This window comes from Leisingera sp. CC-HEC096, from assembly GCF_059429235.1.
Window position 1 is genome coordinate 2557146 of the sequence record NZ_JCAIJS010000001.1, and the last position, 14476, is coordinate 2571621.

The window sequence follows — 14476 nt, forward strand, 5'->3', positions numbered from 1 at the left end:
TCGCTTTCAGCCGCTTCTGTTCTGCGCTTCAGGCGGTCAGGCCTTCCGGCTCGGCCAGGTTGTTGGCGCGGCAGGCGGCGGTCACGGTGTTCGCCAGCAAACACGCGATGGTCATCGGGCCGACGCCGCCGGGCACCGGCGTGATGGCGCCTGCGCGCTCAGCCGCAGAGGCGTAGTCCACATCGCCCACCAGACGGGTCTTACCCTCGCCCTTCTCCGGCGCGTCGATGCGGTTGATGCCGACGTCGATCACCGTCGCGCCTTCCTTGATCCAGTCGCCCGGCACCATCTCCGGACGGCCCACGGCCGCCACCACGATATCGGCGCGGCGCACCACGTCAGGCAGATCCTTGGTGCGCGAATGCGCGATGGTCACGGTGCAGCTGTCGCCCAGCAGCAATTGCGCCATCGGCTTGCCGACGATGTTGGAGCGGCCGATCACCACCGCGTCCATCCCCGAGAGGCTCCCATGGTGCTCGCGCAGCATCATCAGGCAGCCCAGCGGCGTGCAGGGCACCATCGACTTCTGGCCGGTGCCCAGCAGGCCGACGTTGGAGATGTGGAAGCCGTCCACGTCCTTCTCCGGCGCGATCGAGTTGATCACCAGATCCTCGTCCAGATGCTTCGGCAGCGGCAGCTGCACCAGGATGCCATGCACGGACGCGTCGTTGTTCAGCTGATCGATCAGCGCCAGCAGATCAGCCTCGGAGGTGCCCGCGTCCAGCTTGTGCTCGAACGAGTTCATGCCCACTTCGACGGTGCTCTTGCCCTTGGAGCGGACATAGACCTGGGAGGCCGGGTCCTCGCCCACCAGCACCACCGCCAGGCCGGGGGTGATGCCATGCTCCTCTTTCAGCCGCGCCACGTGCTCCGCCACCTGGCCGCGCACCTTGGCCGCAAAGGCCTTGCCGTCAATCACTGTTGCTGCCATTGCTCTCTTCCTTTCCGCCGGGGGCGCCGCCCCGGATCCGGTCCCGTCATCTCAAAGCTTCAGCGGCCCGGGGACACCCGGGCCGCTGCATTCCGTTTGCGGTGCCTTAGAACAGGCCTTCGATCTGGCCGTCCGCATTCAGGCAGATGGTTTCCGCCGCCGGTTTGCGCGGCAGGCCCGGCATCGTCATGATCTCGCCGCAGACCACCACGATGAAGCCGGCACCGGCGCTGAGGCGCACTTCGCGCACCGGCACCGAGTGGCCCACCGGCGCCCCGCGCAGGGACGGGTCGGTGGAGAAGGAGTACTGGGTCTTGGCCATGCAGACCGGCAGGTTGCCGTAGCCCGCGTCTTCCCATTCCTTCAGCTGGTTGCGGATCTTGTTGTCCGCCAGCACCTCGTCGGCGCGGTAGATGCGCTTGGCGATGGTCTCGATCTTCTCGAACAGCGGCATCTCGTCCGGGTAGATCGGCGAGAAGTTGGCGGAGCCTGCGTCGACGATCTCGACAACCTTCTCGGCCAGCGGCGCGGAGCCCTCGGAGCCCAGCTCCCAGTGGCGCGACAGCACCGCTTCGACGCCGTGGGAGGCGCAGTAGGCTTTGACGGCGTCCACTTCCGCATCGGTGTCGGTCACGAAGTGGTTGATCGCAACCACAACCGGCACGCCGAAGGATTTGACGTTCTCGATGTGGCGGCCGAGGTTGGCGCAGCCGGAGTTCACCGCCTCGACGTTCTCGGCACCCAGATCCGCCTTGGCAACGCCGCCGTTCATCTTCATCGCGCGCACGGTGGCGACCAGCACAACCGCGGACGGCGCGATGCCTGCCTTGCGGCACTTGATGTTCATGAACTTCTCGGCGCCCAGGTCCGCGCCAAAGCCCGCCTCGGTGACGACATAGTCAGCCACTTTCAGCGCGGTCTTGGTGGCAATGACCGAGTTGCAGCCGTGCGCGATGTTGGCAAACGGGCCGCCGTGCACGAAGGCCGGGTTGTTTTCCAGGGTCTGCACCAGGTTCGGCTGCATCGCGTCCTTCAAGAGCACGGTCATCGCGCCTTCGGCCTTGATGTCGCGGCAGTAGACCGGGGTCTTGTCGCGGCGGTAGGCCACGATGATGTCGCCCAGGCGCTTTTCCAGGTCCTTGAGGTCGGTCGCAAGGCACAGGATCGCCATCACTTCCGAGGCCACGGTGATGTCAAAGCCGGTTTCGCGCGGGAAGCCGTTGGACACGCCGCCCAGGGACGCGGTGATCTGGCGCAGGGCGCGGTCGTTCATGTCGACCACACGGCGCCAGGCGACGCGGCGCACGTCGATCTCGCACTCGTTGCCCCAGTAGATGTGGTTGTCGATCATCGCGCTGAGCAGCGAGTGCGCCGAGGTGATGGCGTGGAAGTCGCCGGTGAAATGGAGGTTCATCTCCTCCATCGGCACAACTTGCGCGTAACCGCCGCCTGCAGCGCCGCCCTTCATGCCGAAGTTCGGGCCGAGCGAGGCTTCACGGATACAGATCATCGCGTTTTTGCCGATCCGGTTCAGGCCGTCGCCCAGGCCCACGGTGGTGGTGGTCTTGCCCTCGCCCGCCGGGGTCGGGTTGATCGCGGTCACCAGGATCAGCTTGCCGTCTTCCTTGGACTGCACCGAGTCGATGAACGCCTGGCTCACCTTCGCCTTGTCGTGGCCGTAGGGGAGCAGATCGCCGCTGGAAATCCCGATCTTAGCACCAATCTCCTGGATCGGCTTCTTCTGCGCCTCACGCGCGATCTCAATGTCACTCTTGTAGCTCATGGCCATCTCCCTGCTGCCATCCGTTCCGGTTCACGCCCCGCAGCAGAATTTGATTGCGAGGCAAGATATATTCCTATTACTCAATTTATTTTCCTGCGCGTCAACACCTTCCTGAGCCGGTTTCCCTGAAAAACAGGAGGTTTCCGGTGGATCCGCCGCCAATCGGAAACAGGCGGAATTTCACCCCGGGTGAAAGCGGCGCATATGCGGCAGGCGCTGCCGCAAATAAAAAGGGCCCGGGCAGAACCCGGGCCGCAGATGTCCGGCCAATAGGCCAGAGCGGGGAATCAGATGTCCAGCGTGTTGTCCTTCTCCCAGCGGGAGAAGTGATTGACGAAGGAGTTCCACTCCTGCTCTTTCATCTTCAGGTAAGCGGCGGAGAATTCCTCGCCCATCATTGCCTTCAGACCGTCGTCCTTGTCGTAGAAGCGCAGCGCATCCAGCATGTTTAGCGGCAGCTTCGGCGCGTCGGTGATGGTGTGGCCCTCGGCGTACATGTCGATGTCGTGGCGCGGGCCGGGATCGGCCTTGGACCGGATGCCGGAAAGGCCTGCCGCAATGATCACCGCCTGCAGCAGGTAGGGGTTCACCGCGCCATCGGGCAGGCGCAGTTCAAACCGGCCCGGGCCGGGCACGCGCACCATATGAGTGCGGTTGTTGCCGGTCCAGGTCACGGTATTCGGCGCCCAGGTGGCACCTGACATGGTGCGCGGCGCGTTGATGCGCTTGTAGGAGTTCACCGTCGGGTTGGTGATCGCCGCCAGCGCCGAGGCGTGTTTCATGATGCCGCCCAGGAACCAGCCGCCCTGCTCAGACAGACCCAGTTCGGCAATCTGGCCTTCGCCCTTGTCGGCGGCAAAGACGTTGGTGCGGGAATCCTTGCCGGGCGCATCCCAAACCGAGATGTGTGCGTGGCAACCGTTGCCGGTGAGGCCCTCGACCGGTTTCGGCATGAAGGTCGCGCGGTAGCCGTGCTTCTCCGCCACCGACTTGGTCATGAACTTGAAGAAGCTGTGCTTGTCGGCAGTCGACAGCGCGTCGTCGAACTCCCAGTTCATTTCGAACTGGCCGTTGGCGTCCTCGTGGTCGTTCTGGTACGGGCCCCAGCCCAAGTCCAGCATGTAGTCGCAGATCTCGCGCACCACGTCATAGCGGCGCATCACCGCCTGCTGGTCATAGCAAGGCTTCTCGGCGGTATCGAAGGGGTCGGAGATCTCGTCGCCTTCCGGGGTCAGCAGGAAGAACTCGGCCTCGATGCCGGTCTTCACGTGCAGGCCCTCGCTTGCTGCCTCCTTGATCAGGCGGCGCAGCACGTTGCGCGGCGCCTGGGCCACGTCCTCGCCTTCCATGACGCAGTCAGCCGCCACCCAGGCGACCTCCGGTTTCCACGGCAGCTGGATCACCGAGGACGGATCCGGCACCGCCAGCATGTCCGGATGTGCGGGCGTCAGGTCAAGCCAGGTGGCAAAACCGGCAAAGCCGGCCCCGTCTTCCTGCATGTCCGCGATCGCCTGCGCCGGCACCAGTTTGGCGCGCTGGCCACCGAACAAGTCGGTGAAGGAGATCATGAAGTATTTGACGCCTTTTTCTTTTGCGAAAGCAGCCAGATCTGTCGTCATGGTCCTACTTCCTTTCCCTGTTGAACGTATTTCAGAAATGGGGCGCAGACTGTTGCCAGCCGCGCCCCGCCAATTATCAGAACCCAGCTTTGCCCGGGTACCAGTCGGTGCCCGCCAGCGGCACCCGCGCCATTGCGGCGGCCTCCATGGTCAGGGCGCACAGGTCCTCGGGTTCGAGGTTGTGCAGGTGGTTGTGACCGCAGGCGCGGGCGATGGTCTGCGCTTCCAGCGTCATCACCTTGAGGTAGTTGCGCAGGCGGCGGCCCGCGTCGACCGGATCCAGGCGTTTCATCAGCTCTGGGTCCTGGGTGGTGATGCCGGCCGGGTCGCGGCCCTCGTGCCAGTCGTCATAGGCGCCGGTGGTGGTGCCCAGCTTCTGATACTCGTTTTCCCATTTCGGATCGTTGTCGCCCAGCGCTACCAGCGCCGCGGTGCCGATCGCGACCGCATCTGCGCCCAGCGCCATCGCCTTGGCCACGTCCGCGCCGGTGCGGATGCCGCCGGAAACCACCAGCTGCACTTCGCGGTGAACGCCCAGGTCCTGCAGCGCCTGCACGGCAGGGCGGATACAGGCGAGCGTCGGCAGACCGACATGTTCGATGAACACATCCTGGGTGGCGGCGGTGCCGCCCTGCATGCCGTCCAGAACCACAACGTCCGCGCCGGCCTTCACCGCCAGAGCAGTGTCGTAGTAGGGGCGGGTGCCGCCGACCTTGATGTAGATCGGCACCTGCCAGTCGGTGATCTCGCGCAGTTCAAGGATCTTGATTTCCAGGTCATCCGGGCCGGTCCAGTCCGGGTGGCGGCAGGCAGACCGCTGGTCGATGCCTTTCGGCAGGGTGCGCATTTCTGCAACACGGTCCGAGATCTTCTGGCCCAGCAGCATACCGCCGCCGCCGGGCTTGGCGCCCTGGCCGACCACGACCTCAATGGCGTCCGCCTTGCGCAGGTCATCCGGGTTCATGCCATAGCGGGACGGCAGGTACTGGTAGACCAGTTTGGAGGAATGGCCGCGCTCTTCCGGGGTCATGCCGCCGTCGCCGGTGGTGGTCGAGGTGCCCGCAGCGGATGCGCCGCGGCCCAGGGCCTCCTTGGCGGGACCGGACAGCGCGCCAAAGCTCATGCCGGCGATGGTGATCGGGATATCCAGCTCAATCGGCTTCTTGGCGAAGCGGGTGCCCAGCGTCACCTTGGTCTCGCATTTCTCCCGGTAGCCTTCCAGCGGGTAGCGCGAGATCGAGGCGCCGAGGAACAGAAGGTCATCGAAATGCGGCACCTTCCGCTTGGCGCCGCCGCCGCGGATGTCATAGATCCCGGTGGCTGCCGCGCGGCGGATCTCCGCATTGATCGGGTTGGAGAATGTCGCCGACTGGATCGGGACGGTACGGGGGATGTTATTGCTATCCATGTCTTTTGATCCCTGTCCTTAGTACGCTTGCGCGTTGTCGACGTCGAAGTTGTAGAGCTTGCGGGCGGAGCCGTAGCGCTTGAACTCTTCCGGCTTGGCATCTGCGCCGGCGCGGGCCAGCAGATCCTTGAGGATCTCGATGTGCTCCGGGCGCATTTCCTTCTCGATGCAGTCGGCGCCGAGGCTCTTGACGCTGCCGCGCACGAAGAACCGCGCCTCATAGCAGCTGTCGCCCAGCGCATCGCCGGCATCGCCCAGCACAACCAGGTTGCCCGCTTGCGCCATGAAGGCGCACATATGGCCGATGTTGCCGTGCACGACGATGTCGATGCCCTTCATCGAAATACCGCAGCGCGAAGAGGCATTGCCCTTGATCACCAGGAGGCCGCCATGGCCGGTGGCGCCGGCGTACTGGCTGGCGTCGCCCTCGACGATCACGGTACCGGACATCATGTTCTCCGCCACGCCGGGGCCGACGGAGCCCTCGACCTTGACGGTCGCCTGCTGGTTCATGCCGGCGCAATAGTAGCCGGTGGAGCCCTTGACGGTGACTTCGATCGGAGAATTCAGACCCACGGCAATCGCATGGCTGCCCTTGGGGTTAACGACTTCCCAGGCAGTCTTGTTGGAGCTGCCATTGAGTTCCTGCAGGGCCGAGTTCAGACCGCGCAGGCCATTTGCTTCAAGATCATATGTCTGCATCTTAGTGGTTCCAGAAGTAAACGGTTGCGGGTTCGGGCTCCCAGACCTTGGCGTCTTCGATGCCCGGCAGGTTCACCAATGCGCGGTATTCGCTGCCGAAGGCCACATACTGGTCAGTCTCTGCCATTACGGCCGGCTTACAGGCGATCGGGTCGCGGACCACGCCAAAGCCGTCCTTGGTGCCGACCACAAAGGTGAAGAAGCCATCCAGGTCCTCCAGGCTGCTTTCCAGCGCCTCGCCCAGCGATGCGCCGTTCTGCATCTTCCAGGTCAGATAGGCAGCGCCCACCTCGGTGTCGTTCTGGCTTTCGATCCGCACACCCTCGCGGCGCAGCTTGCGGCGCAGCGAATTGTGGTTGGACAGCGAGCCGTTGTGCACCAGGCACTGGTCGGAGCCGGTGGAGAACGGGTGCGCGCCCTCGGTCGTCACGGCGGATTCGGTGGCCATACGGGTGTGGCCGATGCCGTGGCTGCCGCTCATGCCGCGCACGTCGAAACGCTCGGCCACTTTCTCCGGCAGACCCACTTCCTTGTAGATCTCAATGGTGTCGCCTGCGCTCATGACGCGCATGCCGGGGCGCAGTTCGGCCAGCACGCTGCGGGCGTCCTCCTCCTTGCCCGCGGGCAAGTCAAGGACCGCATGGGTGTCGATCACCCGGATCGACACATCGGCGCTCAGCGCTTCGGCCAGCGCGCCGTCCAGGCCGTCAAAGGCCTCGTCCGGTGCATCGGACTGGACGGTGAGCTTGGCCCGCCCATCGGCGTCCGCGCCATAGATTGCAATGCCCGCACTGTCGGGACCGCGGTCCGTCATGGTGATGAGCATATCGGTGAGCATATCGCCCAGTTTCGGCTCTAGTGATTTGTCTTTCAGAAAAAGACCGACAATCCCGCACATGGGTGTGCCTCCTGCTTTTCATCTCGAATCAAAGCTAGCAGTTTGCGATCCACCGTTCAACTCTTATGAAACTTATTTTCCTTAGAAGGAAAGAAAGGCGCGCCGGACTGGCGCGCCTCTGACCGGATCAGGTCAATACTTTTCAAGCAGATTGTGGATTTTTTCCGTATCTCCCATCCGCTTGGCCTTATCCAAATGCGCGCCTTCGCGGACAAACTGGATCCTGTGCCAGGCAATCCAGAAGACCACGCCCAGGACCACCATCAGCCCCTCTGATCCCTGGAAGGGGTAGACTGCCCCAACCTCTGCCAGATCCACTGCCCAGCTGTCGTAACCGATCGTAGACATTTCAATTCTCCTTATTCAGCCGGAACGCCGCCACCATTCAGAGCAGCCTTGTCGGCGGCAATGATTTCGGCTTTGGCGTCTTCGTAGGCATGGTGTTCGGCGTAATCGAGGCCTTGCAGCTCAACCTCTTCGGGGATGCGCAGGACGCCGGCAGCTGCCTGCATCTTTGCGATCACAAAGCCCGGCAGCCAGCCCAGCACACCGAACATGATCACTGCGCCGATGGTCTGGCCGACCGGGTTCACGGTCGCGAAACCTTCATACGGCGAGCTCGGCGCGCCCCACAGCAGGAAGCCTGCGATGATCAGGCCAACGATGCCGGAGTAGCCATGCACGGCAACGGCGCCCACCGCATCGTCGATCTTGAAGGTGCGCTCGACCCAGTAGTGCAGCTTGTAAACGATCACGACACCAACCGCGCCGACCAGCATCGCCTGGATCGGGTGATACAGATCGTTGCCCGCGGAGGCCGTGATGATGCCCGCCAAACCGCCGGAGAAGGTCCAGAACGCATCGCCCTTGGACACCACATAAGCCGCCATCAGGCCGCCGGACAGCGACATCAGGAAGTTGAAGGTGATCGCGGACAGCGAGGTCGGCGCCAAGTAGATATTGGTGGCCGTCCAGGTCTCACCGGTCAGCAGCCCGCCAATACCGTCGGGGGAGATCACCGGAATGTTGCAGGCTGCATAGAAGCCCCAGAAACCGGAGTAGATCAGGAAGATCCCGATGGTCAGCATCCAGGGGTTATGCGGCGGGATATCGCGCGGTGTGCCATCGGCGGCAAACTTGCCCAGCCGCGGTCCCAGAACCATGATCACGCCCAGCGCGTAGCCGCCGGCAATCGCGTGGATCACGCCGGACGCATAGGCATCGTGGTAGCCCAGGTATTTGACCATCCAGCCCTCGGCGTGCCAGCCCCAGGCGGCGTCGATGATCCAGAACACCGAACCGATCATCACCGCGTGCACCCACAGAGCAGAGGAGCGGATCCGTTCAATCACCGCCCCCGACACGATCGAGGCCGCGGTCCAGGAGAACAGCAGGAACGCTGCCCAGAACACGCCGGTGATCCGGTCGGACAGGTTGGCGCCCATGTTCTGCGACCACGGCAGGTTCGCCGCGCCCGCGTCATGGTTCAGCCCGCCGAAGAACGGGAAGCTGGGAAAGGCCCAGTAGATCCACCAGCCGAAAAAGAAGAATGTCACCGTGACCAGCGGAATGATCATGATGTTCTTCATCAGTGTGTGCATGTGGTTGCGGTGGCGGCTGGCGCCGACCTCATACATGCAGAACCCCACGTGAATGAGGAACATGAAGACAACCGTCACCCAGTAATAGAACTCGGTGAACACGGTTGTTAACGCGTTCAGATTACCATCCAATGTTTTGCCCTCCTGTTGGCAGTGCTCCCGGGCATTTTTGCCTCTTGGGAATATTATTTTCCTTTATTCTGGGTCTCGGGATGCGAATCTGTCAATAATCATGTGAAAGTTTATTTACTCGCAGGCAATCCGGTCCGCTCCAACGCGTTTTCCGGCCTTCCTCTCCACCCGCCTTAGCTCCGCTTCTCCAACGGCTTAGCGTGGCCAGCCCGTGCCCGGCAGCCGGCCCCATTCCGGCCCGAAACAGCGGCCAAAACCCTAAGAGAACCGCTTGTTTGCGGCAGAATCACGCGATTCTCCGGCGCGGGAATCACCCGATTCTCACTTTGAACGGGTCAATTGGCAGCGCCCGCAACCTCAAGCCTGCGCATAAAAAGACCATTTCAGGCCAGTCCGTGCCGCAAAGCCGTGAGGAATCGGCCTTTTAGGCAAAATCTTTTTCCTGGTAGGAATATTCATTGACACAGAGCCCCCCCTTTTGGCTAACTGGACCAGACCAAAGGAACCAAATCAAGAATTTTGGTCCGCACCAATAGGGAGACACGCGAAATGGCCATTATCTGGCGGACTTCAGCACTGGCACAGCGCCACAAGGAAATCGGCGGCGAGCTGGAAGATTGGAACGGCATGGGAACCGCCTGGTTCTACGACCACACTCCGGAGCGCGCCAAAGCAGACTACGAGGCGATCCGCACCAAGGCGGGCCTCATGGATGTGTCGGGCCTGAAAAAAGTCCACATCGTGGGTGAACACGCAGCCCAGGTCATCGACCGGGTCACCACCCGCAACGTCGAAAAGATCATGCCGGGCCGCTCCACCTATGCCTCGATCCTGAACGATCAGGGCAAATTCGTGGACGACTGCATCATCTACCGCCTGTCGGTGAACAGCTGGCTGGTGGTGCACGGCACCGGCACCGGCATGGAGCAGCTGAACACGGTTGCGGCCGGCAAGAACTGCTCGGTGATCTTCGACGACAACCTGCACGACATGTCGCTGCAGGGACCCGTTGCGGTGGACTTCCTGGCCGAATACGTGCCCGGCATCCGCGATCTGGCCTACTTCGGCATCATCCAGACCAAGCTGTTCGGCTGCGCGGTGATGATCTCGCGCACCGGCTACACCGGCGAGCGCGGCTATGAGATCTTCTGCCAGGCCAAGGACGCCGTCCACCTGTGGGACAGCATCCTGGACAAGGGTAAGGACATGGGCATTGTTCCCGTCCAGTTCTCCACCCTCGACCTGCTGCGCACCGAAAGCTACCTGCTGTTCTATCCGGGCGACAACTCCGAGACCTATCCGTTCGACAACGAGACCTGCGGCGACACGCTGTGGGAGCTGGGCCTCGAGTTCACCGTCTCCCCCGGCAAGACCGGCTTCATCGGCGCCGAAAACCACTATGCCGCCGAAGGCAAGGAACGCTTCAAGATCTATGGCGTCATGCTGGAGGGCAAGATCCCCGCAGACGAAGGCGCGGACCTCTTGCAGAACGGCGAAAAGGTCGGCGTGGTCACCTACGGCATGTACTCGGAGGTGAACAACCACAACGTGGGCATCGCGCGGATGCCGGTAGCCTGCGCCAAGCCGGGCACCAAGCTGACCGTCCGCAATGGCGACGGCACCGAGATTGCCGCCACCGCTGAAGAGATGCCCTTCTACGACAAGGACAAATCGATCCGCACCGCAAAGGGCTGATCCGGATCCCGGGCGTCCCCATCCCGGGGGCGCCCGCTTTCGTTCACCCGGACTGCAGGAAAAGCGACCCACATGTCTAAGACCGAATTCCCCCCTTCAATCACCAGCCGCCCGGTATACGGCGAGCTTGAGGCCCGCGCTGGCAGCGGCCACCTGATGATCGCCGATGCCGAAGGCGCCGAGGCGATCCTTGATCTGGCGAAATCCGCGGACAAGGACTTCTGGGCCAAGGCCCACATCATTTACATCTCCAAGAATACCGGCACCAAATACAGCAGCCAGCTGGAGGAGCTGGGCGCTGGCCAATACTACGCAGGCCCCTCTTATGAGGCTGCGCAAGGCCGCATCCGCCGCGCCCTGCTCGACTGCCACATGGGCACCCAGGTGTACCTGACCGGCACCGAAAGCCTGATGGGCCAGGCCGCAGCAGAAGCCGCCGCGGCAGGTATTCCGCACACCGCGATTCAGACCGAGCACCGCGGCTCCACCGCACGCCGCATGCAATGCGTGCACTGCAAGGGCATCACCGAGGACGTCACCACCGATCCCTTCGAATGCAGCCACTGCGGCCTCAGCCTGTTCGTGCGCGATCACTATTCGCGCCGCCTCGCCGCCTTCCAGGGCGTGCGGGTGGATGCCGAAGACCCGGGCAACATCCCCGAGAAAGTGGAGCTGTTCAAATGAGTGCTGGCACCGCAAAACTGAATGTCACCGTGGCCGAGGTCAAACCGGTCAACGACCTGGTCACCCGTTTCAAATTCGTTCGCACCGGCGGCGGCGACCTGCCGACCTTCTCGGGCGGCGCTCATACCGTGGTCGAGATGCAGGACGGCGATATCACCCGCCTGAACGCCTATTCGCTGATGTCCAATCCGGCCGACCGCGGCGCCTATACCATCTCGGTGCGCCGCGACGACCAGGGCCGCGGCGGCTCCAAATTCATGCATTCCCAGGTGAAAGAGGGCATGGAGATGGTGATCTCCAACCCGGTCAACCTGTTCTCGCTGGACCTGCGGGCAGGCAAGCACCTGATGCTGGCAGGCGGCATCGGCATCACCCCCTTCATGGCACAGATGCATCAGCTGACCATGATGGGCGGGAACTTCGAGCTGCACTACGCGGTCCGCACCGCCTCGCTCGGCACCTACGCCAAGGAGCTGTCCGAGCGCTACCCGGGCAAGGTGCATGTCTACCATGACGACCAGAAAGAGGCGATCGACCTCAAGACCCTGCTCGCCAACCAGCCGTTGGGCACCCACGTCTACGTCTGCGGCCCCAAGGGCATGATCGAATGGGTGCATGGCACCGCAGAGGAAATGGGCTGGCCTCGCGAGGCCGTGCATTCCGAGGAATTCCTCGCCCCCGCCTCCGGCAAACCGTTCGAGGTCAAATGCGCCGTGTCGAACAAGGTGGTTCAGGTCGGCGAGCACCAATCATTGCTGGAAGCGCTGGAGGCAGCCGGCATCGACGCCCCCTACCTCTGCCGCGGCGGCGCCTGCGGTCAGTGCGAGACCAATGTCATCGGCTATGACGGCAAATTCCTGCACTACGACCACTGGCTGACCGACGAGCAAAAGGCCGGCGGCAAGCACATCATGCCCTGCGTGTCGCGCTTTGAAGGCAAGACCCTGGTTCTGGATCGCTGAGGAAAGAAAAATGACTATCCAATTCAACGACGAAACCTTCTACGGCGACTTCACCTTCAAGAACTCGGACTGGGCAATCAAACGCTTCCCCTTCCCGTTCCACGAAGACAGCTACATGTACTCAGTCAACATGGAGCCGCACAAATCCTACCGGCCCGGTTCCGTGTTTGAGCGCACCTTCGACGTGGACGAGCACTACGTCTCGGAAATGAAGGACCGCGCCCGGGTGCTGGCCAATGACCCCCTGCGCTGCCAGTCGCTGCCGCATATGACGCTGGCAGGCTGGGACCTGGTCGAGCTGATCATGGAGGCCAAGGCGGCCGAATACCCGGACTTGTTTGAGCTGCACAAGGACGGCAACCGCTGGCGCTGGATCAACAAGCCGCTGGGCATCGACGACACTTTCACCTTCCTGGATGAAAGCACCCTTCCCTACGGTCCGATGGAATACATCACCCGCCAGACCCAGGGCGACTTTGCGGTGCTGGATCAGCGCGACGACAACCTGTGGATGGACGCCGGCATGGTCACCACCCAGGCCGACTGGTCGCTGGACTTCGACATCGGCATGAACTTCTTTGAATGGCACGCTCCGGTGCCGAAGGCGCATGAGATGGGCATCTTCGTGCGCGCGCTGAAGTTCCTCTTGAACATCCAGCAGGGCCAGCCCGCGCGCCGCCTGAACTGGACGATGACAGTCAACCCGCTGCTCGACACCTCGCCCGAGAACTACCACAAATGGGGTGTGATGAAGCAAGGGCTGACCATGGACAACATCGGCGAGAAACAGCACCTGCGGGTCGAGCTGCAGACCTTCTTCCGCCTGCCGCGCTCCAACGCGCTGGTGTTCCCGATCCGCTGCTACCTGATCAGCTTCAACGATCTGGTGACGGTGCCGAAATGGGCCCGCCGCCTGCACCGTGTGATCCGCGACCTGCCGGAGGAGCTGGCGACCTACAAGGGCTTCATCGACAACCGCCCGCTGATGGTCGAATGGCTCTCGCAGTATGACGATGGCAGCCCGACCTCGGACGGTATCTGGCCCGACGACGATTGATCCCGAGCGGACCTGGCGGGCCGTCCCTACCCCCTGTCACTAAGGCCCGCCTCACTGACTGCCGTTGCCCTTGGCTCCGGCAGTTTCTTTTTTGCAGAGGCAGAACGCAGCCCTCCCGCCCCCGCTTCAGACGGCAGGCTGCGCCTGCCCCCCCCCTGCGCGGCGTTGGGCCGGGCAACGCGCTTTGCGCGCTGCGGGCGGCACCCGCAAGGCTTGCCGCAGAACGCAACCGCGCCGCGCATCGCGCGGCGCCAGGCCCACCTGTGCAGAGGCATCTTCAGATGCCGCGAAGCAGGCGGGAGCGCCCCGCCGCGCCTCAGCTCGACTGCGGGTAGGAAATGATCGACAGGTAGCGTGCCGGCAGTTTGACCAGGCTCTCCGGTCCGTGCGGCGCATCGGCGTCGAAAAACAGCGTATCGCCGGGCTTCAGCGGAAACACCTTGTCGCCGTGCCGGTAATCCACCTCACCTTCCAGCATATACAGCATCTCGATACCGTCATGCTGGAAGGTCGGGAAGACATCCGACTCCTCGGTCAGCGTGATCATGTAGGGCTCCACCATCACGCCCGAGGCATTGGCGCCAAGATGGCCCAGCAGCTGATACTGATGCCCGGCCCTTGTCCCGGCCCGCTCGGTCTCCACACCCGCGCCCGACTTGGTGTGCACCGCCTCGCGGGTTTCCTCGAAACGGCGGAAGAACGATGTGATCGGCACGCTCAGCGCATTGGCCAGCAGCTGCAGCGTGGTCAGCGACGGCGAGGTGTTGCCGTTCTCGATCTTCGACAGCATCCCGATCGACAGGCCGGTCAGATTGGCCAGATCCGCCACCGTGATACCCTGCTGCCGCCGGAACGACCGCACTTCGCGGCCGATCGCCACTTCCAGGACTTTTTCCGAGCCCTCTCGGACACGATGCGGATCTTGAGAAAGGTTATTTGCCACTGCGTCGGTATCGTCTTTAGGTTTAGCCACTGTGTTATCTTCCTTATTGACGGCCTCTGAC

The 14476-nt window shown here is 62.9% G+C and carries 13 protein-coding genes; 4 read left to right on the forward strand and 9 right to left on the reverse strand.

Annotation, left to right across the window (positions count from 1 at the left end; all coding sequences use genetic code 11):
- Positions 1-28 precede the first annotated feature (28 nt).
- The 8 genes from folD to AC5STI_RS12360 all read right to left on the reverse strand — a co-directional run bounded on the left by folD (position 29) and on the right by AC5STI_RS12360 (position 9074).
- Positions 29-931 carry a bifunctional methylenetetrahydrofolate dehydrogenase/methenyltetrahydrofolate cyclohydrolase FolD gene (folD, locus tag AC5STI_RS12325; protein ID WP_495446480.1) on the reverse strand — a complete coding sequence of 301 codons (903 nt, stop codon included), beginning with the start codon at positions 929-931 and terminating at the stop codon, positions 29-31.
- 106 nt (positions 932-1037) lie between these two features.
- A complete protein-coding gene (locus AC5STI_RS12330) occupies positions 1038-2714 on the reverse strand; it encodes a formate--tetrahydrofolate ligase (protein ID WP_495446481.1) in 1677 nt (558 codons plus the stop codon).
- A gap of 287 nt (positions 2715-3001) precedes the next feature.
- Positions 3002-4333 (reverse strand): type III glutamate--ammonia ligase, encoded by a 1332-nt coding sequence (glnT, locus tag AC5STI_RS12335; RefSeq protein WP_475047880.1) that lies wholly within the window; start codon positions 4331-4333, stop codon positions 3002-3004.
- Between the two features lie 76 nt (positions 4334-4409).
- Positions 4410-5741, reverse strand: coding sequence for an FMN-binding glutamate synthase family protein (locus tag AC5STI_RS12340; protein ID WP_027236195.1), 1332 nt, complete (start codon positions 5739-5741; stop codon positions 4410-4412).
- An 18-nt stretch (positions 5742-5759) separates the two neighbouring features.
- On the reverse strand, positions 5760-6443 hold the full coding sequence (locus AC5STI_RS12345; RefSeq protein WP_495446853.1) for a protein GlxC: 684 nt from the start codon (positions 6441-6443) through the stop codon (positions 5760-5762).
- 1 nt (position 6444) lies between these two features.
- Positions 6445-7341, reverse strand: a complete 897-nt coding sequence (locus AC5STI_RS12350; RefSeq protein WP_495446854.1) for a class II glutamine amidotransferase — start codon at positions 7339-7341, stop codon at positions 6445-6447.
- Between the two features lie 132 nt (positions 7342-7473).
- Positions 7474-7689: a hypothetical protein gene (locus AC5STI_RS12355; RefSeq protein ID WP_475047889.1), complete on the reverse strand. Its 216-nt coding sequence runs from the start codon at positions 7687-7689 to the stop codon at positions 7474-7476.
- A gap of 11 nt (positions 7690-7700) precedes the next feature.
- On the reverse strand, positions 7701-9074 hold the full coding sequence (locus AC5STI_RS12360; RefSeq protein WP_495446855.1) for an ammonium transporter: 1374 nt from the start codon (positions 9072-9074) through the stop codon (positions 7701-7703).
- 549 nt (positions 9075-9623) lie between these two features.
- Here AC5STI_RS12360 and AC5STI_RS12365 point away from each other — a divergent pair.
- The 4 genes from AC5STI_RS12365 to AC5STI_RS12380 all read left to right on the forward strand — a co-directional run bounded on the left by AC5STI_RS12365 (position 9624) and on the right by AC5STI_RS12380 (position 13472).
- Complete coding sequence (locus AC5STI_RS12365) at positions 9624-10769, forward strand: aminomethyl transferase family protein (protein ID WP_495446856.1); 1146 nt, start codon at positions 9624-9626, stop codon at positions 10767-10769.
- Positions 10770-10841: 72 nt separating this feature from the next.
- Positions 10842-11453, forward strand: coding sequence for a dimethylamine monooxygenase subunit DmmA family protein (locus tag AC5STI_RS12370; RefSeq protein ID WP_495446857.1), 612 nt, complete (start codon positions 10842-10844; stop codon positions 11451-11453).
- Complete coding sequence (locus tag AC5STI_RS12375; protein ID WP_495446858.1) at positions 11450-12415, forward strand: PDR/VanB family oxidoreductase; 966 nt, start codon at positions 11450-11452, stop codon at positions 12413-12415. Before AC5STI_RS12370 ends, AC5STI_RS12375 begins: the two co-directional genes overlap by 4 nt.
- Positions 12416-12425: 10 nt before the next feature.
- Entirely contained in the window at positions 12426-13472 is a 1047-nt protein-coding gene (locus AC5STI_RS12380) for a heme-dependent oxidative N-demethylase family protein (RefSeq protein ID WP_475047901.1), read from the forward strand.
- A 316-nt stretch (positions 13473-13788) separates the two neighbouring features.
- On the opposite strand, the gene AC5STI_RS12385 is transcribed toward AC5STI_RS12380, so the two are convergent.
- Positions 13789-14445 carry a helix-turn-helix domain-containing protein gene (locus AC5STI_RS12385; protein WP_421055335.1) on the reverse strand — a complete coding sequence of 219 codons (657 nt, stop codon included), beginning with the start codon at positions 14443-14445 and terminating at the stop codon, positions 13789-13791.
- Between the last annotated feature and the right edge of the window lie 31 nt (positions 14446-14476).

Bases quoted from the DNA above. Each gene is read 5' to 3' on its own strand.
- glnT (WP_475047880.1), bottom strand. From the start codon at position 4,333: ATGACGACAGATCTGGCTGCTTTCGCAAAAGAAAAAGGCGTCAAATAC.
- AC5STI_RS12340 (WP_027236195.1), bottom strand. From the start codon at position 5,741: ATGGATAGCAATAACATCCCCCGTACCGTCCCGATCCAGTCGGCGACA.
- AC5STI_RS12380 (WP_475047901.1), top strand. From the start codon at position 12,426: ATGACTATCCAATTCAACGACGAAACCTTCTACGGCGACTTCACCTTC.
- AC5STI_RS12355 (WP_475047889.1), bottom strand. From the start codon at position 7,689: ATGTCTACGATCGGTTACGACAGCTGGGCAGTGGATCTGGCAGAGGTT.
- AC5STI_RS12345 (WP_495446853.1), bottom strand. From the start codon at position 6,443: ATGCAGACATATGATCTTGAAGCAAATGGCCTGCGCGGTCTGAACTCG.
- AC5STI_RS12350 (WP_495446854.1), bottom strand. From the start codon at position 7,341: ATGTGCGGGATTGTCGGTCTTTTTCTGAAAGACAAATCACTAGAGCCG.
- folD (WP_495446480.1), bottom strand. From the start codon at position 931: ATGGCAGCAACAGTGATTGACGGCAAGGCCTTTGCGGCCAAGGTGCGC.
- AC5STI_RS12370 (WP_495446857.1), top strand. From the start codon at position 10,842: ATGTCTAAGACCGAATTCCCCCCTTCAATCACCAGCCGCCCGGTATAC.
- AC5STI_RS12365 (WP_495446856.1), top strand. From the start codon at position 9,624: ATGGCCATTATCTGGCGGACTTCAGCACTGGCACAGCGCCACAAGGAA.
- AC5STI_RS12330 (WP_495446481.1), bottom strand. From the start codon at position 2,714: ATGAGCTACAAGAGTGACATTGAGATCGCGCGTGAGGCGCAGAAGAAG.
- AC5STI_RS12375 (WP_495446858.1), top strand. From the start codon at position 11,450: ATGAGTGCTGGCACCGCAAAACTGAATGTCACCGTGGCCGAGGTCAAA.